General features: G+C 58.5%; 20 protein-coding genes and 1 rRNA gene. 14 read left to right on the top strand and 7 right to left on the bottom strand.

Annotated features, from left to right (window positions below; genetic code table 11):
- Nucleotides 1-38: 38 nt before the first annotated feature.
- Together HMPREF1261_RS01665 and HMPREF1261_RS01660 are read right to left on the bottom strand one after the other, a co-directional pair.
- Entirely contained in the window at nucleotides 39-533 is a 495-nt protein-coding gene (locus tag HMPREF1261_RS01665) for a MarR family winged helix-turn-helix transcriptional regulator (RefSeq protein WP_005280408.1), read from the bottom strand.
- Nucleotides 534-587: 54 nt separating this feature from the next.
- Nucleotides 588-1,676, bottom strand: a complete 1,089-nt coding sequence (locus HMPREF1261_RS01660) for an inositol-3-phosphate synthase (RefSeq protein WP_023016356.1) — start codon at nucleotides 1,674-1,676, stop codon at nucleotides 588-590.
- A gap of 116 nt (nucleotides 1,677-1,792) precedes the next feature.
- Here HMPREF1261_RS01660 and HMPREF1261_RS01655 point away from each other — a divergent pair, with 116 nt between their 5' ends.
- The 8 genes from HMPREF1261_RS01655 to dnaB all read left to right on the top strand — a co-directional run bounded on the left by HMPREF1261_RS01655 (nucleotide 1,793) and on the right by dnaB (nucleotide 9,504).
- Entirely contained in the window at nucleotides 1,793-2,167 is a 375-nt protein-coding gene (locus tag HMPREF1261_RS01655) for a DUF5318 family protein (protein WP_023029728.1), read from the top strand.
- Nucleotides 2,168-2,242: 75 nt separating this feature from the next.
- Complete coding sequence (locus HMPREF1261_RS01650; protein ID WP_023029727.1) at nucleotides 2,243-4,501, top strand: transglycosylase domain-containing protein; 2,259 nt, start codon at nucleotides 2,243-2,245, stop codon at nucleotides 4,499-4,501.
- Nucleotides 4,502-4,517: 16 nt separating this feature from the next.
- Nucleotides 4,518-5,909, top strand: coding sequence for a glycosyltransferase family 87 protein (locus HMPREF1261_RS01645; protein ID WP_023029726.1), 1,392 nt, complete (start codon nucleotides 4,518-4,520; stop codon nucleotides 5,907-5,909).
- Nucleotides 5,906-6,094, top strand: coding sequence for a hypothetical protein (locus tag HMPREF1261_RS01640; protein ID WP_005275803.1), 189 nt, complete (start codon nucleotides 5,906-5,908; stop codon nucleotides 6,092-6,094). The genes HMPREF1261_RS01645 and HMPREF1261_RS01640 overlap by 4 nt, the downstream gene beginning before the upstream one ends.
- A 122-nt stretch (nucleotides 6,095-6,216) precedes the next feature.
- On the top strand, nucleotides 6,217-6,507 hold the full coding sequence (rpsF, locus tag HMPREF1261_RS01635) for a 30S ribosomal protein S6 (protein WP_023016353.1): 291 nt from the start codon (nucleotides 6,217-6,219) through the stop codon (nucleotides 6,505-6,507).
- A 49-nt stretch (nucleotides 6,508-6,556) separates the two neighbouring features.
- A complete protein-coding gene (locus tag HMPREF1261_RS01630; protein WP_005275799.1) occupies nucleotides 6,557-7,108 on the top strand; it encodes a single-stranded DNA-binding protein in 552 nt (183 codons plus the stop codon).
- 48 nt (nucleotides 7,109-7,156) lie between these two features.
- Nucleotides 7,157-7,609, top strand: a complete 453-nt coding sequence (gene rplI, locus HMPREF1261_RS01625; RefSeq protein ID WP_005275797.1) for a 50S ribosomal protein L9 — start codon at nucleotides 7,157-7,159, stop codon at nucleotides 7,607-7,609.
- Between the two features lie 461 nt (nucleotides 7,610-8,070).
- Nucleotides 8,071-9,504 (top strand): replicative DNA helicase, encoded by a 1,434-nt coding sequence (gene dnaB, locus HMPREF1261_RS01620; RefSeq protein WP_005275794.1) that lies wholly within the window; start codon nucleotides 8,071-8,073, stop codon nucleotides 9,502-9,504.
- A gap of 5 nt (nucleotides 9,505-9,509) precedes the next feature.
- Here the strand turns inward: dnaB and HMPREF1261_RS01615 are convergent, their stop codons facing one another.
- The 4 genes from HMPREF1261_RS01615 to HMPREF1261_RS01600 are packed head-to-tail and all read right to left on the bottom strand — an operon-like array spanning nucleotide 9,510 to nucleotide 13,713.
- Complete coding sequence (locus HMPREF1261_RS01615; protein ID WP_023029725.1) at nucleotides 9,510-9,974, bottom strand: VanZ family protein; 465 nt, start codon at nucleotides 9,972-9,974, stop codon at nucleotides 9,510-9,512.
- Between the two features lie 28 nt (nucleotides 9,975-10,002).
- A complete protein-coding gene (locus HMPREF1261_RS01610; protein ID WP_023029724.1) occupies nucleotides 10,003-11,304 on the bottom strand; it encodes an MFS transporter in 1,302 nt (433 codons plus the stop codon).
- Nucleotides 11,305-11,307: 3 nt separating this feature from the next.
- Nucleotides 11,308-13,503 (bottom strand): cation-translocating P-type ATPase, encoded by a 2,196-nt coding sequence (locus tag HMPREF1261_RS01605; protein ID WP_023029723.1) that lies wholly within the window; start codon nucleotides 13,501-13,503, stop codon nucleotides 11,308-11,310.
- Between the two features lie 9 nt (nucleotides 13,504-13,512).
- The gene (locus HMPREF1261_RS01600; protein ID WP_023027975.1) at nucleotides 13,513-13,713 is read right to left on the bottom strand and encodes a heavy-metal-associated domain-containing protein; all 201 of its coding nucleotides are present in this window, start codon (nucleotides 13,711-13,713) and stop codon (nucleotides 13,513-13,515) included.
- 119 nt (nucleotides 13,714-13,832) lie between these two features.
- Between HMPREF1261_RS01600 and trxA the strand changes: the two genes are divergently transcribed.
- Together trxA and HMPREF1261_RS01590 are read left to right on the top strand one after the other, a co-directional pair.
- Complete coding sequence (trxA, locus tag HMPREF1261_RS01595) at nucleotides 13,833-14,204, top strand: thioredoxin (RefSeq protein WP_005275779.1); 372 nt, start codon at nucleotides 13,833-13,835, stop codon at nucleotides 14,202-14,204.
- 91 nt (nucleotides 14,205-14,295) lie between these two features.
- Entirely contained in the window at nucleotides 14,296-15,033 is a 738-nt protein-coding gene (locus HMPREF1261_RS01590; protein ID WP_023029722.1) for a PspA/IM30 family protein, read from the top strand.
- Here the strand turns inward: HMPREF1261_RS01590 and HMPREF1261_RS01585 are convergent.
- Nucleotides 15,030-16,184 carry an NYN domain-containing protein gene (locus HMPREF1261_RS01585; RefSeq protein WP_005280398.1) on the bottom strand — a complete coding sequence of 385 codons (1,155 nt, stop codon included), beginning with the start codon at nucleotides 16,182-16,184 and terminating at the stop codon, nucleotides 15,030-15,032. The genes HMPREF1261_RS01590 and HMPREF1261_RS01585 overlap by 4 nt on opposite strands.
- A 208-nt stretch (nucleotides 16,185-16,392) precedes the next feature.
- Here HMPREF1261_RS01585 and HMPREF1261_RS01580 point away from each other — a divergent pair, with 208 nt between their 5' ends.
- The 4 genes from HMPREF1261_RS01580 to HMPREF1261_RS01565 all read left to right on the top strand — a co-directional run bounded on the left by HMPREF1261_RS01580 (nucleotide 16,393) and on the right by HMPREF1261_RS01565 (nucleotide 20,650).
- The gene (locus HMPREF1261_RS01580; RefSeq protein ID WP_034653268.1) at nucleotides 16,393-16,767 is read left to right on the top strand and encodes a GntR family transcriptional regulator; all 375 of its coding nucleotides are present in this window, start codon (nucleotides 16,393-16,395) and stop codon (nucleotides 16,765-16,767) included.
- Nucleotides 16,764-17,567 (top strand): ATP-binding cassette domain-containing protein, encoded by an 804-nt coding sequence (locus tag HMPREF1261_RS01575; protein ID WP_023029721.1) that lies wholly within the window; start codon nucleotides 16,764-16,766, stop codon nucleotides 17,565-17,567. The genes HMPREF1261_RS01580 and HMPREF1261_RS01575 overlap by 4 nt, the downstream gene beginning before the upstream one ends.
- Nucleotides 17,564-18,544, top strand: coding sequence for a hypothetical protein (locus tag HMPREF1261_RS01570; protein WP_023029720.1), 981 nt, complete (start codon nucleotides 17,564-17,566; stop codon nucleotides 18,542-18,544). Before HMPREF1261_RS01575 ends, HMPREF1261_RS01570 begins: the two co-directional genes overlap by 4 nt.
- A 588-nt stretch (nucleotides 18,545-19,132) precedes the next feature.
- A 16S ribosomal RNA gene (locus HMPREF1261_RS01565) occupies nucleotides 19,133-20,650 on the top strand.
- The last annotated feature ends 414 nt before the right edge of the window (nucleotides 20,651-21,064 follow it).

The following is a 21,064-nucleotide window of genomic DNA, read 5'->3' as shown; positions in this document are numbered from 1 at the left end:
TGGCCGCAAAACTAAAATTACATGCCGCCGTAAGCTCGCTACTCGCTATCCATGGTGGGGCGGTAGACATCCGCAAGCTTGGAAATGACCGCGCCCATCTCGCGCGCGGTAGCCAAGTCCCCGGGCTCGAGCCACCGCATAATCTCTGCAAGGGCCGCGGCACGTTGCCCGGAAACTATGGCCAATTCGGACTCGCCCAGTTGGGTGAGCGCGACCAGCACGCCGCGGCGATCTTCCTCATCGCGGTGGCGTTCCACGAACCCGCGGCGCTCTAGTTGGTAGAGCGCGTTGGATGCGGTGGGCATGCGGATAAGCTCCGCCTGGGCAATGGTGGATACGCGGGAAGGCCCGCGCAAGCGCAACTGATTCATGATGGAGACCTGCGAGGTAGTCAGCGATGAACCCTCTGCGGTGCGCTGGAAAATAAGAATTAACTTATTGAGCGCCGGTTGGATATCCCGGGCTACCTCTACCGCGTCCTCGTAGTCGGACGGGGACTTCGTTGGGTCCGTCTCATCATGGTGTTGCGTCATAAAACTAAATTCTATCGTGCACTACCGCCTGGCGGTAGTATCGCGACGAAAAAATTAGCTTCCCTTAATAAAATCTTCCAGCTCGTTGCGTGCGACATCGTCGGCCTTCTGTACTGGCGGGGACTTCATTAGGTAGGAAGAAGCGGAAAGTACCGGTCCGGCGACCTTGCGGTCCAAGGCGATCTTGGCGGCGCGGACGGCATCGATAATAATGCCGGCGGAGTTAGGGGAGTCCCAGACCTCGAGCTTGTACTCCAGGTTCAGTGGGACCTCGCCGAATGCGGAACCCTCCAAGCGGACATAGGCCCACTTGCGGTCATCCAGCCACTCCACGTAGTCCGAGGGACCGATGTGGACGTTGCGGTCTGCGCGCTTGCCAGCGATAGGGGAATTGTGCACGTTGGAGGTCACGGACTGGGTCTTAGAAATCTTCTTAGACTCCAGGCGCTCGCGCTCCAGCATGTTCTTAAAGTCCATGTTACCGCCCACGTTGAGCTGCATCGTGCGGTCCAAGCGCACGCCGCGGTCTTCAAAAAGCTTTGCCATAACGCGGTGGGTAATGGTGGCACCAACCTGGGACTTGATGTCATCGCCCACGATGGGCAGGCCTGCGTCCTCAAATTTCTTGGCCCACTCTGGGTCAGAAGCAATGAAGACCGGCAGGGCATTCACGAACGCGCAACCAGCGTCGATGGCGGCCTGGGCGTAGAACTTATCTGCTTCTTCGGAACCAACCGGCAGGTAGGAAACAACGACCTCGGCACCGGCCTCGCGGAGGGCAGCTGCGACATCGGCAGGAGCTTCGTCCGATTCCGTGATGGACTCCTGGTAGTAGCGGCCCAGGCCATCCATGGTGGGGCCGCGCTGAACGGTGACGCCTAGGTCTGGGACGTCTGCGATGGTGATGGTGCAGTTGCGGGAGCTGCGGGTAGCCTCCGCAAGATCCTTGCCCACCTTGTCCCCATCGACATCGAAGGCCGCGACGAATTCAATATCGCCGACGTGGTAAGGCCCGAACTGGGTGTGCATCAGGCCAGGAATATTTTCCTCCGCTGCGGCGTTGCGATAAAACTCCACGCCTTGAATAAGGGACGTGGCGCAATTGCCGACGCCGACGATGGCGACCTTTACTTTGTCAGACACACTATGCTCCTTTATTAATTCGTTGCTGTGTGGTGCCTGCGCAACGTTAGGCCAGAAATTATGCCTGGTGGTAGCACGACGGCATATGGATCGATCAAGAAGAGGAAATTAAGATAATGCGGGTGAATTCCGTTGCCTTCAAGCACGAACTTTCCCACGAGTGGGAGCGCACCCAACACGTCCGCGAATACCGCGCCGGGCACCTGGGGCGCGATGAGGTCTGCGATGCGGACTTCCTCCTCCGGGCCGCTGCCGAGCACCACGGCTGCACCATGGATAAGCCCTGCCCGGTCTGCGGTGAGAACCTGCGCCTGACCCGGTGGGTGTACGGCGAGAGCCTGGGCCGGCGCGCCGGGAGCGCCCGCAGCGAGAAAGAAATAGCGGAATTTGTCGGCGAAGGCCTGGAATTTACCGTGCACGAGGTGGAGGTCTGCCGGCACTGCCGCTGGAATCATTTGTTGCGTTCTGCAACGGCTTTTAACGCGTGTTAGTTTTCGGCGCACCGCCTTAGGCAGTAAGCTGCAATTATTTAGTTTGTTACCAGGGATGAATGAGGACACGAATCAGTGACCGAGAAGGAATCTACTGGCGAGTCCACTAAGGTGGACCGCCGCAAAGAAGGCGAAGAACCCCAAAAGCGCCGCATCTGGCCGTGGGTCGTTGTGGCCCTCCTATTGGTTTTTGTGGCACTGCCTGCAGGCCTTTTTGCGTATGCCTATTCGCAGTACACCGTTCCGGAGCCCAAAGAGCTGGCCAATAACCAGGTCTCTACCATCTATGCCTCCGATAACGACACCCAGTTGGCGCGTTTGGTTCCGCCGGAAGGCAACCGTACGCACGTGACCTTGGATGAGGTCCCCGTCTTTGTGCAGGACTCCGTGCTCGCCGCAGAGGACCGCGACTTCTGGGATAACTCCGGCTTTTCCTTCACCGGTTTGGGCCGCGCGGTACTGGGTAAGGTCACCGGCAATGACACCGCCGGTGGTGGTTCCACGATTACCCAGCAGTACGTGAAAAACACCCTGGTAGGCAACGAATACTCTTACGTGCGCAAGGCGCGCGAGCTCATCTACTCCATCAAGATGACCAACGAGTGGGAAAAAGAGGACATCCTCAACGCCTACCTGAATACGGTCTACTTCGGCCGCAATGCCTACGGCATCCAGGCCGCATCCAACGCCTACTTTGATAAGGACGCCAAGGACCTCACCCCCGAGGAAGGCGCCATGCTCGCCGGCCTCATTCAGTCCCCGTCTGGACTAGACCCCCGCGTGAACCAGGAGGGTTCCGAAAGCCGCTGGAACTACGTGCTTGACGGCCTCGTGGACATGGGCGATCTCAGCAAGGAAGAGCGCGATGGAATGGTCTTCCCAGAGACCCGCGATCCCGCTGAGTACTCGGCATACACGGAAGCCCCGGGTGCGAATGGCCACATTAAGGATCAGGTCATCCGCGAGCTCGAGGACGTAGGAATTACGGAAAACCAGGTCTCCACCGGCGGCCTGCGCATTACCACCACCATCGATATGAACGTGCAAAACAACACGATTCAGGCAGTCGATGACCAGCTGGCGCCGCTGCAAGAAGACGCGCGCGCGGCCTCTGTGACCATCGACCCGAAGACGGGTGCGGTGCGCGGTTACTTTGGCGGGCATGATTCCAACGGTTGGGACTACGCCAACTCCCCGCTGCAGACCGGTTCGACCTTCAAGATTATGGCGCTCGCCGCTGCGCTGCAGCAGGGCATTAGCTTGGATACCAACTACTCCTCGGCGCCGTACCAGCTGCCGGGCTCCGATCTGGTTACCAACGTGGGCGGCGGCTGTGGCGTCTGCGACCTGCGCGAGGCCACCAAGCAGTCCCTGAACACCTCTTACCTGCGCCTGCAGAGCGATCTGAAAAATGGCACCCAGGACACCGCGGATATGGCCCACGCCTTGGGCGTTGCCCGCTCTCTGCCGGGCATCGAAGAGACGCTGACTGAAAACGGCAAGCAGCCTTTTGAAGGCGTGGTCTTGGGCCAGTACCAGTCCCGTCCGCTGGACATGGCAACCGCGATGTCCACCCTCGCGAACCAGGGCGTCTGGCACAACCCGCACTTTGTGCAGCGCGTAGAAAATGCCGCCGGGGAAGTTCTGTATGAACACCCAACCGATGAGGGCGAGCGCCGCGTTTCCGCGAATGTGGCCAATAACGTCCTTGAGGCCATGGCGCCGGTAGCGGCATGGTCCAATGGCTCGCTGGCTGGCGGCCGCACTTCGGCTTCCAAGACCGGTACGACCCAGCTGGGCGATTCCGGAACCAACAAGGACACCTGGATGGTTGGTGCCACCCCGCAGCTTGCTACCTCCGTGTGGGTCGGTACCGCGGACAACACCTCGGCCATCTTCGACCAGTACGGCGGAATCATGTACGGCGCCGGCGCGCCGACCAAGATCTGGAAGTCCGTATTGGATAACTCCTTGGCGGATCAGGAATTCCAGCAATTCCCCTCGGCTTACCCCGTTCGCTTCGGCACGGTATCTGCCGGCGGTGGTGCCCCGGCCTATAACCCAGGCGGCGGTTCCGGTGGGCAGGGTGCACAGAACTACACTGGCCCAGCCCAGGACGGCGCCCCAGAAGAAGAGGCCAGCCCAGCACCTGCCGAGACCCCGGATGCGGGCCACGATGCCCCGCCGCAGCCGCCCGAGAACCAGGGTGGCAATAATGGAAACGGCGGCAACCGTGGCAATGGCGGCGGTAATAATGAGCCGGCCCGGCCTGAGGCCCCGTCTTTAGATGACTTCTTCGGCCGCGAAGGCGGCCTGGCTGACCTCTTAGGCTAAGCAAGGAGCGGTACGCGTGAGCCACGATCAGCGCATGTCCGCCGCAGACGAACCGATGGCGCGCGGCGTCATCGAGTTCCTGGGCGGGCCAAGGGGACGCTTTGCTCGGGATGGCCACACACAGTGGTGGACCCCGTTGCGCGCGCTCATCGCGGTAGCCTGGATTTTCTTAGCCGGCGGGTTCTTATCCAAGGCGAATTGCGCTGGTGGCACCCGCGGCGAAGACGGCACCATCAACCTGGATTGGTCCGCCAACCGCCAGTACACCTCCTTTTGCTATAACGACATCGTCCCGCTGTATGAAGGCCGCGGCCTCGATCAACCGGGCTTTCCCTACGCCTTTTCCTGGCAGGAAGATGGCCTGACCCGCTATATGGAATACCCGGTATTGGCGGGCATGTTCCAGGGCCTGATGGGCTGGATTTCGCGCCATACCTATGGCCTCGTGGAGTGGGCCGGTGTGCCTGCCGCTGGCTGGTACTTTGGGCTCACCGCCTTGGTCATGGCTTGCATCTGGGTCGGCGTCATCTACATGGTCTACCTCTTGGTGGGAAACCGCACGTGGGACACCATCCTGGTGGCCGCCAGCCCGTTGATTATCATCCATGCCTTTAGCAATTGGGATATACCTGCCATCGCCTTCGCCGTCGGCGCGCTGCTGGCCATTAGCCGCCACCGCCCCTGGCTCGCCGGCATCCTCATTGGCCTTGGAACCGCCTTCAAATTATGGCCGATATTTTTGCTGGGCGCGTTTTTCGTCCTTGCCTGGCGCAATCGCCGTTGGGACGCTTTTGCAAAGGTCACCGTCGCTACGGCCGCCGCGTGGCTTGCGGTCAACCTTCCCATCGCCCTGAAATACCCGGCCGCTTGGGCGGAATTTTTCCGTTTGAACCAAGAACGCGGTGCGGAATGGACCACCCTCTATGCCCTGATTAGCCGAAATCTGGGTATTTCTTTCAGCCAGGACTTTTTAAATACCTTCTCCCTCGTGGCGTTCATCCTTTTATGCGCCGGTATCGCCCTGGCCGGCTGGCGCAGCCCGCTTACCCCGCGGGTAGCGGAGTTGGTCTTCCTCATCGTCGCGGCGTTCCTGCTGGTCAATAAGGTATGGTCCCCGCAGTATTCGCTCTGGCTGGTGGTTCCGGCGGCCTTGGCCGTGCCGCGTTGGCGGTTGGTTCTGGGCTGGGCGCTTGCCGATGCCCTCGTATGGCCCCTGCTCATGTGGCACATGCTGGGCATCGATAATAAGGGCATTCCACACGAGCTTTTGGACGTGGCGATCCTCGTGCGCGATGGCTTCATCATTGCGATGGCGGTTATTGTGCTGCGGCAAATGTGGAATAAAACGGAAGATAAAGTGCGTGCGGCGCATATGGGCCGCGACCCAGTGGCGGGAGTATTTCAATGATTGTGACATTAATCGGCATGGTGTCGATCTTGTTGGGCTTTATCTGCGTCATGGCGGCCTTTTGGCTGTTTCATAACAGGGAAGACAAGCGCGGGCCCATCATCTTGGGCATCCTTGCCATCGTTTTCCTCACCATCATCCCCGCGACGGGAGCTATCTTTTTCGCCGCCACCACGACGGGATAGATTTCTTTTCGCCGGTCATATGCGGTACTGTGGTGAGGTTGCTTGACGCAACGTACCCTCCTGCTGCATCCGCAAAGGTGATGCAGCCGAAAACGACTAGACCATAGGAGGTGATGAGGTCCGTGCGTCACTACGAAGTCATGATCATTCTGGATCCTAATCAGGATGAGCGCACCGTAACCCCGTCCCTAGATAAGTACCTCGACATCGTCCGCAAGGACGGCGGCAAGGTTGAGAACCTCGATGTATGGGGCAAGCGTCGCCTTGCATACCCCATCGAGAAGAAGGAAGAGGGCATTTACGCCGTCGTTAACCTGGAGTGCGAGCACCCTTCGGTTTCCGAGCTCGACCGTCGCCTGAACCTGAACGACACCATCCTGCGTACCAAGGTTCTGCGCACCGACAGCAAGTAGCGGATACTGGGATCAGGCACAATCCACGTAACCGATAAGGAGTAAAGACATGGCACAGGGAGATACCAATATTACGGTGGTGGGCAACATAGTTGCTGACCCCGAGCTTCGCTTCACCCCGGCGGGTGCGGCGGTAGCTAACTTCCGCGTCGCCTCCACGCCTCGTCGCTATAATTCGCAGACGAACCAGTGGGAAGACGGCGAAGCTATGTTCCTGACCTGCAACGTATGGCGCCAGGCGGCGGAGAACGTCGCCGAGACCCTGAGCAAGGGCATGCGCATCATCGTTACCGGCCGCTTGAAGCAGCGTTCCTTCCAGACCCGCGAGGGTGAAAACCGCACCGTGTTTGAGATCGACGTCGATGAGGTCGGTCCGTCGCTCCGCTACGCCACCGCACAGGTAAACCGCAATCCCCGTGAGGGTGGCGGCAACTATGGCGGCGGCCAGCAGCAGCGCTCGAATAACAATAATCAGGGCGGCTTTGGAGGACAGCAACAGCAGCAGTCGCAGCAGCAGAACCAGGCTCCTGCAGAGGATCCGTGGAACTCCGCACCGCCAGCTGGTGGTTTCGGAGGCGCTGATTCTGAACCCCCGTTCTAAGTCTGTCACCCGCAACTATTCAACTAACTCAATTGAAAGGCAGGGATCATGAAGCTGATCCTCACCGCTGCCGTTGAGAACCTCGGCGCCGCTGGCGAAATTGTTGAGGTTAAGGACGGCTACGGACGTAATTACCTGCTTCCCCGCGGCTTGGCCATCGTGGCTTCCCGCGGCGCTGAGAAGCAGATTGAGGGCATCAAGCGCGCCCAGGAAGCTCGCGAAATTCGCGACCTGGACCACGCACGCGAGGTCCGCAACCAGCTTGAGCAGCTGACGAACGTTGAGGTCAAGGTTAAGACCTCCACTTCCGGCAAGCTCTTCGGTTCCGTTAACGCAGAAGACATTGTCAAGGCCGTCTCCAAGGCCGGTGGCCCTAACTTGGATAAGCGTATCGTTGATATGCCCAAGGGCCTGGTCAAGAAGACCGGCAACTACCAGGTCGAGCTGAAGCTACACGCTGACGTGCTCGGCAAGGTGAACTTCTCGGTCGTCGCTGCCTAAGCAGCGCACGACGGTCCACAGACCCAAAGACAACAGCACGGCTTAAGGCCCCACGAATTCTCTATGTGAGGTGGAGAATTCTTGGGGCCTTTTGCCTGCCCAATTGGCCTGTGGATAACTGTGAAAATCTGTGAATGAATGTGGAATTCGGCGTTCTTTCCCACCAAGATTTTTGCTTGCCTTAGCCGCTGGTCACAGGCCATATTCCACTATCGTGTGGCAATTTTCACACCTCCAAATAACTTCCTGACCAGCGATTATGATCACCGCAGGTCAGAAAGGTGGCAAGTTATCCACAGCCGTGACCTCGGTCAATGGAAAGCGATGATTGGACTACCTGGTAATTCCACAAGCCCTTGTGGATAACTGTGGAAGTTATACCCAGGCGGGTAGTGCCTGGACGCTGGTCTACACTTGGACAGCGTTACACAAGGTCGCTTCACGGACACCAAGGGGGACACATGACCAACGCGAGCTTTGATGATGAACAGCTTCCACCGGAACCACCGGCACCGGACAACGCCGTAGCGCGCCGGCCGCGGTACCAACAGGACCAACCGCAGCGTTACGAGGAGTATCGCCAGCCGCCGTCGGACCGGGAAGCCGAGCAAGGCGTATTGGGTGCAATGCTGCTTAGCCCCAATACGGTCATGGAAGTTATTGAAGAGCTCGAGCCCGATGACTTTTATTATCCGGCCCACGCGCTAATTTATGGCGCGATGCTGGACCTTTACGCGGCGGGCCAAGACATTGACCCGCTTATCCTTTCCTCGCGGTTGGATAGGTTTAATAACCTCGAGCGCGTTGGTGGTGCGCCCTACTTGCACACCCTGTTGGCTACGGTTCCTACCGCTGCCAATGCCCGCTATTATGCGGAAATTGTGGCGGAGAAGGCCGTCCTGCGCCGGCTCGTGGATGCCGGTACGCGCGTGGTCCAACTGGGCTTTTCGGGCACGGAGGATGCTGAGATTGAATCGGTGATCGACCGGGCCCAGCAGGAAGTATTTGCCATCGCCCAGCGCAAGACCGCTGAAGACTACCGCGTGCTGGGGGATCTGATTGATCCGACCATTGATGAGTTGGCGGCGCTGCAGCAGGCCGGTGGCGTTGAATTGGGTGTGCCCACAGGTTTCATTGACCTAGATAAGCTCACTAATGGCTTGCACGCGGGACAGATGATCATCGTTGCGGCGCGACCCGGAGTGGGTAAGTCCACGCTAGCGATGGACTTCATTCGCTCGTGCTCGCTGCAGCATGGCAAGTCTTCCGTCATCTTTTCCTTGGAAATGTCCGCCTCAGAGATCGTGATGCGCCTGCTCTCCGCGGAATCCGAGGTCAAGCTCACCGATATGCGCAGTGGTGGGGTCTCCACTGAAGATTGGGCGAAGATCGATGACACGCTTAACCGCATTCAAGATGCGCCGCTATTCATTGATGATTCCCCGAACCTCACCATGATGGAGATTCGCTCTAAGGCCCGCAGGCTCAAGCAGCAGCATGGCCTCGACCTCATCGTCTTGGACTATCTCCAGCTGATGTCTTCGGGCAAAAAGGTGGAGTCGCGCCAGCAAGAGGTCTCGGAGTTCTCGCGCCAGCTCAAGCTATTGGCCAAGGAACTTGAGGTGCCGGTGATTGCCATCTCGCAGCTGAACCGTGGGCCTGAAGCCCGTAATGACAAGAAGCCGCAATTGGCTGACCTGCGTGAGTCCGGTTCCTTGGAGCAGGACGCCGATATGGTGATGCTGCTGTACCGCCCAGACTCGCAGGACCGCGATAACGAGCGCGCCGGTGAAGCGGATATTATCTTGGCCAAGCACCGCGGCGGGCCCATTGATACGGTGCAGGTGGCCCACCAGCTGCACTACTCCAAGTTCGTCAACATGGCGCACGGATAAAGGGCTTATAGGTCCACGACGGCGGCGGGGTCTCCTAATCGGGGACCTAGAATTACAAGCACGATAAAGACCGCGGCCGCGGCCAGGGAAAGCCACCGCCAAACCGGGAAGAAGCGTTGGCCGCACCAGTAGGCGATTACTGCACCGATGAGCGCGCCGAGGGTATTAAACAGCAGATCGTCGATATCCGTGCGGCCCAGCGCGAAGGCATATTGGGCCGTCTCCAGGGTTAAACTCAGCGCGAATCCCCAGGCCGTCGATACCTTCACGGAACGGCATAGCGTGAATACCAAGAGCCCGAAGGGGATGAAGAAGGCGGTATTACCAGCGTATTCAAAAAGCGGGGCAAACCAACTATTGCCGGAGAATTCATCGAGGGGAACTAAGTGGAGCTCGCGGACGCGTTGGTTTTCAGGCTTCCACAGGTAACCGATCTGGAAGAAGGCCTTCAGGGTAGTCAGTGCCACCATGACGCCGATCCAGGCGCTGAGGGCTATTTTATCGAGCAAGGGCCTTACCTTTCAGCTCAGGCAAAGTAAATGCCGCAACGGCGGCGATGGCGAATGCGGCCGCAAAGAGAACGAAGAGGAATCCAGCGCCGGTCGCCGCGATCAGTGGCGGCACAACGAGCGGTGCGACGATCGAGGCGATGCGGCCAAACCCCGCCGCGGCGCCCGTACCGCGGCCGCGCAGCGCGGTGGGGTAGAGCTCGGGACCGATGGCATACAGGGCACCCCAGGCACCGAGGTTGAAGAAGGACAATAGGCACCCGGCGATGATGATGGATACCTCGGAGCTCGCGGTGCCGTAGAGCCCGGCCGAGATAGCGGAGCCGACCAAGAACACGGCGAGGGTGATCCGCCGGCCCCAGACCTCAATGAGCCAGGCGGCGGTGGCGTAGCCCGGCAGCTGTGCCAGGGTAATGATGAGGGTGAAGCTGAAGGATTTTACGAGCGAGAAACCATCGGCAACCAGCAGGGACGGAATCCAGATGAAGGCGCCGTAATAGGAAAAATTAACGCAAAACCAAATGGTCCACAGCGCCGCCGTGCGGCGGCGCAGGCCCGGCCCCCAAATGGAGGTCTCGGTAGAGGCGGTGGGTTCCGGGTGGACATCGTCAAGCGGCTGGCCCGCGGCGGCTTCTTCGAAGGACACCACAATCTTTTCGGCTTCTGCGTGGCGCCCCTTGGATTCGAGGAAACGCACCGATTCCGGCAAGCCTAGGCGCACGTAGACCGAATAGGCCGCGGGGATGAGCCCCACGGCAAAGCCCCAACGCCAGCCGTTCTCGCCGGCACCAACGATGAAGGTGCCGATGAGCGCGGCGAGGATCCAGCCGAGCGCCCAGAAGGCCTCGAGCAGGACCACCATGCGCCCGCGGATGCGGCGCGGCGAGAACTCGGAGATGAGCGTGGAGGCGACCGGCAGCTCCGCGCCCAAGCCGAGCCCAACGATGAAGCGGAAGATGATAAGCATGGTCAGCCCACCGGCCAGGGCGGAGGCGCCGGTGGCCAGGCCATAGACCAAGAGGGTAAGGGAGAAGACGTGGCGGCGGCCGTATTTATCCGCAAGGAGCCCGCCGAATGTCGCGCCCAGAGCCATGCCGAGGAAGCCAACAGAGGCGAGCCAGGAGGTTTGGGTGCTGCTCAAATCCCAATGCACGGCCAGGGCGGCCATGATGAAGGAAATAAGCCCCACATCCATAGCATCGAGCGCCCACCCTAGGCCGGAGCCCAAGAGTAGGCGCTTGTGTTTGCTGGTGACCGGGAGCCGGTCTAATCGTTCATTGCGGCTGAGCATGCGCTAATCATAGCGCTGGCTAGAAAATTTCCGGAGACGCAGGGAATTGGAGACGACGAATACGGAACTCAATGCCATAGCGATGCCGGCAAATAGCGGGTTGAGCAGGCCAAAGGCCGCTACGGGGATGAGAATAATATTATAGGCAAAGGCCCAGAACAGGTTGCCCTTAATGATCTGCAGCGTGCGGCGGGATAGGCGAATGGCATCGGCTGCGGACCGCAGGTCCCCATTCATCAAGGTGATATCGGAGGCCTCGATGGCAACGTCGGTACCGGCGCCCATCGCCAAGCCAAGGTCCGCTTGGGCCAAGGCCGCGGCATCGTTGACGCCGTCACCAACCATCGCCACATTGTGTCCCTCGGACTGCAGCTTCTTGATGACGTCGACCTTTTCCTCCGGAATCACGCCGGCCGTAACCTCGGTAATGCCAACTTCCTCGGCCACGCGCTTCGCAGCGCCCTCGTTATCGCCGGTCAGCAGGTGCGGGGTCAGGCCCAGCTGCTTCATCTGCTGGACGGCCTCAGCGGAGGTGGGCTTGACGGTATCGCGGACCTCAATGAGGCCAGCGAGTTTATCGTCGAGGTACACCGCCACCGGGGTGGCACCAGCTGCCTCGGCCTCGCGGAATGCGCCTTCGTATTGGCCGAGGCTCCCACGCGGCTTGCCGACGCCCACGCGGACCCCATCCACCGTCGCTTCCACACCAGCGGTGCTGGTGGAAAAATCGGTACCGGGCTCCACGTCGCGCTCACGGGCAATGGCCTGGGCGATGGGGTGCTCGGAGTTCCGCTCGACGGCGGCGGCGTACTCGAGGACATCGCCATGCACGGCCGTAACGGACATTTCCCCGGCGGTCACCGTGCCGGTCTTATCCATCACGATGGTATCGACCTGCTTGGTGGACTCAAGGATCTCCGGGCCCTTGATGAGCAAGCCCAGCTGGGCACCGCGTCCCGTGCCGACCAAGATGGCGGTTGGGGTAGCAAGGCCCAGCGCGCAGGGGCAGGCGATGATCAGCACGGAGACAGCGGCGATAAATGCCGGTGCCACGCCGCCAAAGATGAGGTGTACCAGCAGCGTGAGGACGGAAATGCCGATGACTACCGGCACGAAGACCTGCGCGATGCGGTCCACCAGGCGCTGCACGGGAGCCTTGGAGGCCTGCGCGTTGGTGACCAAGGTGGCCATTTGGGAAAGGACCGTGTCTTCGCCCACCTGAGTGGCCTTTACTTCCAATTTGCCGGAAGCGTTAATGGTGGCGCCGGTAACGGTATCGCCCACGCCCACTTCTTCCGGGACGGATTCACCGGTGATCATGGAGGCATCGACTGCAGAATTGCCGGAGACGACCTCACCATCGGTGGCAATCTTTTCGCCTGGGCGAACGACGAAGACATCGCCCACCTGCAATTGGGAGATGGGGATGCGCTTTTCCTTGCCATCCCGCAGCACGGAGGCTTCCTTCGCGCCCATGGATAGCAGGGTGCGCAGCGCCTCGGACGATTGCCCCTTGGCCTTGACCTCGAACCAGCGGCCGAGGAGCAGGAAGGTAATGACCATTCCCACGGACTCAAAGTAGATATGGTCCATCTCGGCCGAGCTGGAGGACCACGACATGCTCATCGTCATGCCGGGCTCGCCGGCGTTGCCAAAGAATAGCGCGTACAGGGACCACAGGTAGGCGGCCGAGGTACCCATGGAAATCAAGGTATCCATGGTGAACGAGCCGTGCTTCAGGTTGGTCCACGTAGCGGAGTGGAAGGGGGCGCCACCAAAGATGAAGACGATGGTGGCCAGCATGGCGCAGGCCCACTGCCAGTTCTGGAACTGGAGGGCAGGCACCATGGAGACGACCATGATGGGGGCAGACAATACCGCGGAGATGATGGTGCGCCGCAGCAGGCTCTGTTGTTCGGCAGCGCGGGCATCATCAACCGGCGTGCCCTCTGCGTCTGCGTCCCCGCCCTGGTCGCCGTCATCGCTGCCGGACATATCGAAGGCGCTGTATCCGGCGCCTTCGACGACCTCGATCAGATCCGCAGGCGTAGAAGTCTCCGGATCGAACTCAATAGAGGCGGATTCGGTGGCGAAGTTAACGCTCGCCTCAACGCCGTCTACCTTGTTGAGCTTGCGTTCTACCCGGGAAGAGCAGGACGTGCAGGTCATGCCCGAGACCCCGAGATCAACGTGTGACATAGTATTCGCCTACTTCAGGGTGTATCCGGCTTCGGCTACGGCTGCGGCCACTTGCTCATCGGTGAAATCGCTACCGGAGACAGACACTGCGCCGGTGGTGTGGTCTGCGGAAACTGCGTCCACACCGGCGATTTCGCCTACCTCTTCGCGGATGGACATTTCACAGTGTCCGCAGCTCATTCCTTCTACGGTGTAGTTCTTCGTTGCCATGACTATCATCCTTTCTCGATTGCTTATGCTTCCATGCTATACCCCCTAGGGGTATCAGGCAAGGAAGAAATTTAGGTACGGTGGGGAATAAACCACAATGTAAAGGAGTTACAACGAGTATGGCTACTATCGATGTCACTGAAGAGAACTTTGAACAGACCGTAACCGGCGAAGGCATTACGCTTGTCGATGCCTGGGCGGACTGGTGCGGCCCATGTAAGCGCTTTGCCCCTGTCTACGAGAAGGCATCCGAGGAGCACACGGATGCTACCTTTGCCAAGCTGGACACCGAGGCAAACCAGGGCCTTGCATCCGCGCTGCAGATTCAGTCCATTCCTACCCTGATGATCTTCCGCGATGGCATCCTCGTCTTCCGTGAGGCCGGCGCACTGCCGCCCGCAGCACTGGAGGATCTGCTCAAGCAGGTCAAGGACCTGGACATGGCTGAGGTTCGCCGCCAGGTTGAAGAGCAGAACGCACAGCAGGCATAGAATCTGAATTTTCAGAGCTTCCACGGCGCTTTCTGGTGAGTATCGCTAAACTCGCTAGAAAGCGTCTTTTTTATGACCAAAGGAGATTGTGATGGCTAACCCCTTCAGCAAGGGCTGGAAGTACGTGATGAGTTCTCTCGATCAAAAGATTGATGAGAACGCCGATCCAAAGGTCCAAATCCAGCAGGCGGTCAAGGCCGCCAAGGCACAGCACCAGGAAATCTCGGATCATGCGGCAGAGATTATCGGGCACAAGTCTCAGTTGGAAATGCAGATGAACCGCCTGGTGAAGTCCCAGCAGGATTACCAATCCCAAACCCAGCGCGCATTGGAGCTTGCGGATTCCGCCGAGGACCCACAGAAGGCGAATGAGTACAACCAAGCCGCTGAGGTAGTGGCCTCCCAGCTCGTTGCGGTGGAACAGGAACTGGAAGACGTCAAGCAGCAGTACGCGGCGGCGGAGCAGGCGGCTGAACAGGCCAAGAACCAGCAAAAACAGTCCGAGGCCCGCCTGAAGGAGCAGCTGGCACAGGTCAGCCAGCTAGAAGCGCAGGCGGATCAGGCTGCAATGCAGGAAAAGAACGCGGAAGCGCTTGATTCCATGAACGAGCTCAAGCCCGACGATTCCGTGCCGAGCCTGGACTCCGTCCGCGCCAAGATTGAAAAGCGCTATGCTGATGCCCTTGGTGCACAAGAATTGCAGCAGGCAACCGGCGGCGACCGCATGAGCGAGATTCAAGCGGCCGGCAACGATATGAAGGCCAGCGCGCGGCTCGATGCGCTGCGCGCCGATATGGCCAAGAAGAAGGAAATCGAATCCGGGGATTAATTCTCGCGGCGGATATTAATTAGCACGCCGCGGATTCCTGAGTGGAACCCATCGCGTAAGTTCACGCGCTGGGTTTCCGTCAGGGTGTATTCATGCAGGGTTTCGCAGGCGAACTGCAGCAGCGGGCGGTCGATCTCCGGTGGCAATCCGCCGCCAGACAGTAAGTGGGCTTGGTCGCGCTGCTCTGAGTTGGCGGCATTATCAAACCACCATGATGCGTATTGCTGGCCCACATCGAATGGTGACTGGAACCCGGCAGAGCTCCAGACCTCTTCTGGCAGCGGGACGTACTTCGAGCGCAGCTTGCGCCGCGGTGCCATCATTGACGGTTTCGGCGCAGGCTTTGGTGCTGCTTGATCGGTAGCCTCGGCCTCTTCCGCGGCGGGCTTTTCCTGCTCTTGTTGGGCTGGTGGCGCAGCCTGCTGTGCGCTTTGAGGCGGCGCGGGCTTTGGGGTAGGTGCCGGCGTGGGCTTTTCTGGGGTGCCGAATGCGGTTTCTACCTCGGAGGGCTCTTCGCACTCGTCGCAGTGTTCGGTGCCCGGAAGCTCCTCTTCTGCTCCCTCTGCCTTCTGCGCTGCATCGCGCACAACTGGGGGAAGCGGTCCCTCGAGGACCTGCAGCTCCATGGAATCCGCGAAGTCCTCGCGCGGATCCAAGATGGTGGTGGAATCACACGTATGGCGCAGCGCTGCGGACATCGAGTCCCAGCCAAAGCCGTACAGGTGCACGCGGATGCCATTGTCTACGGCGGTCTGCGCGCCGGGGATCATGTCAGCATCGCCGCTGACCAGCACGAAGTCGGTGAACTGGTTCTTCACGGCGGCCATGACCATATCGGCCACAAGCCGGGTGTCGACGCCCTTTTGGGTGCGTCGCTCACCCCATTCAATGAGTTGTCCCGTGCGCAATTGCACGCCCTCGCAGGTGCGAAGGGCGCGTTGGTAGCGGTGTGGACCGGTATCCGGGATTCCGTCGTACCAGTATTGGCGCTGAATCGGGTTGCCTAATTGCTCCTCGATCATCCCGCCCATGGTGCTGACCACCTCGGGCAGATCGATTTCTAGCTGCGCGCGAGCCCCCGTTTCCCAGGAGTTATAAAAGCTCGCGAGCAGGTATGAGGTATCGACAAAGACAAGTGTGCGTTCAAGCATGGCTCCTAAGTTCCGTTCTAATTGTTCTAAATAAAATTCTTTGTTACCCCCAGTGTGCCTTATTCACCCCGAAACGTCGATCAGAATTCGCTAATTCCCAGCATATTGGCCGCAAATGAAAAGAATTCGGTGACCATTGCGGCGTCGGCAAGTGTGTTATATGGTTAGTTACACAACTAATTAAGTAACTAACGAGCCGAAGGTGATGATGGATAACTCCACGCAGCCGCTCTTTCGGCAGATTGCGTCCTTGGTGGAAGACACCATTGTGGACGGCACTCTGGCGGAGGGCGATAAGGCACCTTCCACCAATGAGTTGGCGGATTTCCACAACATCAACCCCGCAACCGCGCGGAAGGGGATCACTCTCTTGGTGGACTTAGGGGTGCTGGAAAAGCGGCGGGGCATCGGCATGTTTGTGGCCGAGGGTGCATCGGGTGCCATTCGCGAGCGCAGGCGAGGTGACTTTGCCGCGGAGTATATGGCCCCGCTTGTCGATGAAGCAGTGCGCCTGGGCTACAACCGGGCCCAGCTCCATGACCTTTTCGATCGGGTTGCAGAAAGCAGAGGAATGTACTCATGATTACTACCCGCGATTTCACCTTTTCCGCAGGCCTTACCCATGGCTTGGTCGGCCGCAACGGAATTGGCAAGACCACCTTATTGCGAAAAATCGCCGGCCAAATTCAATCCGGCCGCATCACGGTCTTTGACCGCCAGCCCTTTGATAACCAATCCGTGCTCAACCGGGTGATCCTCATGGGCATCGACAATCCGCTGCCGGATTCGTGGGGCAGCAAGAAGCTCGGCGCCGTTGGCCAAGCGCGGTGGCCCAACTGGAATGCTGAGCGCTACGAAGACCTCATCGCGCGCTTCGACATCCCCAATAAGGCGTATTCTGCGCTCTCGCGCGGGCAAAAATCGGCGTTGGGATTTGTCTTCGCCGTTGCCTCTGGCTGCGAAATAATGCTTCTGGACGAGCCTTATCTGGGCCTCGACCTGCCGCGCCGCGAACTCTTTTACCAGGTACTCCGGGAAGAACATGGTCGCACCATCGTGGTATCCACCCATCACCTCAACGAGATAGAGGGCTTGCTGGACACCATTTCCCTCATGGGGGAGCACCCCATTAGCGGCCCCGTAGATGAATTTGTTGATTCTTTCCTGGAAATCAGCGGGCCCGAAGAGGCGATCTCCGCGGCCGTTTCCGCACTGGACCTGCCGGTATTGGAGCGCGCTTCAACCAGCCTGGGAGACCAGGTGCTTGTCGATGCCCGCACTACCTCGCCCGATCCCGTCTTCCGCTATGCCAACGAACATCATCTCCGGGTAGCAGAGGTATCACTTGAAAAGGCTGTCCGAGCATTGGAGGAGCAGTCATGAAACTTCTATGGCACACAACGGAATGGGTTTGGGTTACAGTCCTCTTCTTCATTGCGGTTTACCCCGTACTTTTTGGCGAAAAGTGGGGAACTGTCACCTTGCTCTTGCCCCTTGTGCCCATCCTGACGTATCAACCCAGTTTTGATAAGTACCAAGTACTAGGCCTGAGCTCACAGATATGGAATGAACATCGCCGGATTATAGTCACGGTTTTCGCTGTCGTGGCCATGGCAGGAACGGCTGCACGGCAGGGCTGGTGGGCGTTGGCTGTTTATGCGGCGGCATTGGCATGGGCACTGTGGCGCGAACCAACCCCAACCAGGACGGGCTACTCGACGACCCCTTTGGGAATTGCATCCAAGCTTGGGCGTTTCCCGCCGACGCTCGACGCGCAGGCTGTATACCGCCGCCAGATCCGTATCTGGCTCTTAGTGGTTGGCTTCTTCGCCATCAACGTTGTCCTCTCGCTACTCAGCTGGCGGTGGGAGCCGATGGAATTCATCGCTTTCATTGCTTGGGCACTCTCCGCCGTTTTCATCAGCCAGCCCATGGGCATATTGCGGGATACGCTCAGGGATTACGTCACGTTCGGCGGCACGCGCCGCCGCTGGGCGACCATGACTGCAGCGACTGGGCTCATCTTCGTCCTTGGTTGCGCCGCCGTAGGGTTAGCCCTTTCCTTCTGGGGGAACACAATCGAGGTCGCCGCCGGTATCACCGCAATCGCGGCCGTCACCGTACCTGGGCTTACGTACCTCGAGTTCCTAGAGAAGAGGACTCTTGGAGTTTTTGTCGCGTACCTCCTCGGTATCGCAGTGCTGGTCTGGCTTTTCGCCCAAGGCTATGTCTCGGCCGCGGTGGGGATGTTTATAAGCCTTGGCATCTACGCCGTATGGGCCGTAACCCTGCCGATGTACGCACGCCGCATAAGCAGCCTGTGGGAGAAAGGCCTTGCGGGCTGGCTTGGCATGAAATAAAAGTGTCCGAAATTCGTGCTGACCAGCGAGTTTGTGAAAGTTTAAAGCGGTGTGTAACTTAATACGAGTCAGCGCGACCGACAGCGCCCCACAGAGACAAGAAATTGTTTCTGGCTGAAGCGGCGATAGGAAAACAGGCCCTGACAAAAACAATTTTTACTCGCAACGAGTTCCATGCTTTTGAGCATGTAGCTGTTGTGTGGTGACGATGTCTGAGAACTCAATAGTGTGCCAATGTACTTATTTTTTATTTTTGTGTGCATGGTTGTGTGTTGATTGGTCTGTTGGCCGGCGAACCTAATGGTGGTTTGTTGGTTGGTGTGTGCCGGTAAGGTGTTGGAATACGCATCTTTTTGAATACTGTTTAGTGTTTCGGCTGCATTGATGGATTGGTTGGCATGTGATTGTGTTCAACTTTTTGTCTCCCTTTTTTGCCCCGTCGGGTTGGGGAGGCAGTATATTTTTTCTTTGCAGTAATTTTTGGACGCCAGCATGGGCCTGCTTTTGTGGGTTTGTGGTGGTTTGTTCTTTTGGTTAGGTTTGGGCTTTTCACGGCCTTTTTCAGGATTTTGTTGTTCTGAAATTCTTTTTGTGGAGAGTTTGATCCTGGCTCAGGACGAACGCTGGCGGCGTGCTTAACACATGCAAGTCGAACGGAAAGGCCCTGCTTGCAGGGTACTCGAGTGGCGAACGGGTGAGTAACACGTGGGTGATCTGCCCTGCACTTCGGGATAAGCTTGGGAAACTGGGTCTAATACCGGATAGGAGCCATCTTTAGTGTGGTGGTTGGAAAGTTTTTTCGGTGTAGGATGAGCTCGCGGCCTATCAGCTTGTTGGTGGGGTAATGGCCTACCAAGGCGGCGACGGGTAGCCGGCCTGAGAGGGTGTACGGCCACATTGGGACTGAGATACGGCCCAGACTCCTACGGGAGGCAGCAGTGGGGAATATTGCACAATGGGCGCAAGCCTGATGCAGCGACGCCGCGTGGGGGATGAAGGCCTTCGGGTTGTAAACTCCTTTCGCTAGGGACGAAGCTTTTTGTGACGGTACCTAGATAAGAAGCACCGGCTAACTACGTGCCAGCAGCCGCGGTAATACGTAGGGTGCGAGCGTTGTCCGGAATTACTGGGCGTAAAGGGCTCGTAGGTGGTTTGTCGCGTCGTCTGTGAAATTCTGGGGCTTAACTCCGGGCGTGCAGGCGATACGGGCATAACTTGAGTGCTGTAGGGGTAACTGGAATTCCTGGTGTAGCGGTGAAATGCGCAGATATCAGGAGGAACACCGATGGCGAAGGCAGGTTACTGGGCAGTTACTGACGCTGAGGAGCGAAAGCATGGGTAGCGAACAGGATTAGATACCCTGGTAGTCCATGCCGTAAACGGTGGGCGCTAGGTGTGAGGGTCTTTCTACGACTTTCGTGCCGTAGCTAACGCATTAAGCGCCCCGCCTGGGGAGTACGGCCGCAAGGCTAAAACTCAAAGGAATTGACGGGGGCCCGCACAAGCGGCGGAGCATGTGGATTAATTCGATGCAACGCGAAGAACCTTACCTGGGCTTGACATACATCAGATCGCTGCAGAGATGTAGTTTCCCTTTGTGGTTGGTGTACAGGTGGTGCATGGTTGTCGTCAGCTCGTGTCGTGAGATGTTGGGTTAAGTCCCGCAACGAGCGCAACCCTTGTCTTATGTTGCCAGCATTTGGTTGGGGACTCATGAGAGACTGCCGGGGTTAACTCGGAGGAAGGTGGGGATGACGTCAAATCATCATGCCCCTTATGTCCAGGGCTTCACACATGCTACAATGGTCGGTACAACGCGCTGCGACACTGTGAGGTGGAGCGAATCGCTGAAAGCCGGCCTTAGTTCGGATTGGGGTCTGCAACTCGACCCCATGAAGTCGGAGTCGCTAGTAATCGCAGATCAGCAATGCTGCGGTGAATACGTTCCCGGGCCTTGTACACACCGCCCGTCACGTCATGAAAGTTGGTAACACCCGAAGCCGGTGGCCTAAACGTGTTAGGGAGCCGTCGAAGGTGGGATCGGCGATTGGGACGAAGTCGTAACAAGGTACCCGTACCGGAAGGTGCGGGTGGATCACCTCCTTTCTAAGGAGCTTTTATTTTGGCTGCAGTTGCAGCCATGACCCACAGTTGTGGGTTGCCCACTGTTGTTTGATGGTGGGTTGGTGGTTGAGTAGGCGAGTGTTCTGCTGCCACCGATGTTTGGAAATTCCGGGTAGGACATACACCTTAATCAGCAGGTCTAAGTGTTGAGACAGTGCTTTGTGACATGCGTAAAAGTGTCCATGTATACGAAAATGAGTGTTGATTGTACGTTGGTGCATTGTTGGGTGTCTGGGGCATTATCCCCTTTTGTGTGTGCCTGACTGGTTGATGAGCATCGTCTGTTGTGGTGGTGTTTGTTGCTGGTTGGGGTGTTGTGTGAGAACTGTATAGTGGACGCGAGCATCTCACATGATGCCACTTGTTTTTGTGCTTGTGGTGTCTTGTGTGTGATGT

Origin of the sequence: Corynebacterium sp. KPL1818, from assembly GCF_000478135.1 — a bacterium.
Classification (GTDB): Bacteria; Actinomycetota; Actinomycetes; order Mycobacteriales; family Mycobacteriaceae; genus Corynebacterium; species Corynebacterium accolens.
This window is presented reverse-complemented; position numbering and strand designations above follow the sequence as displayed.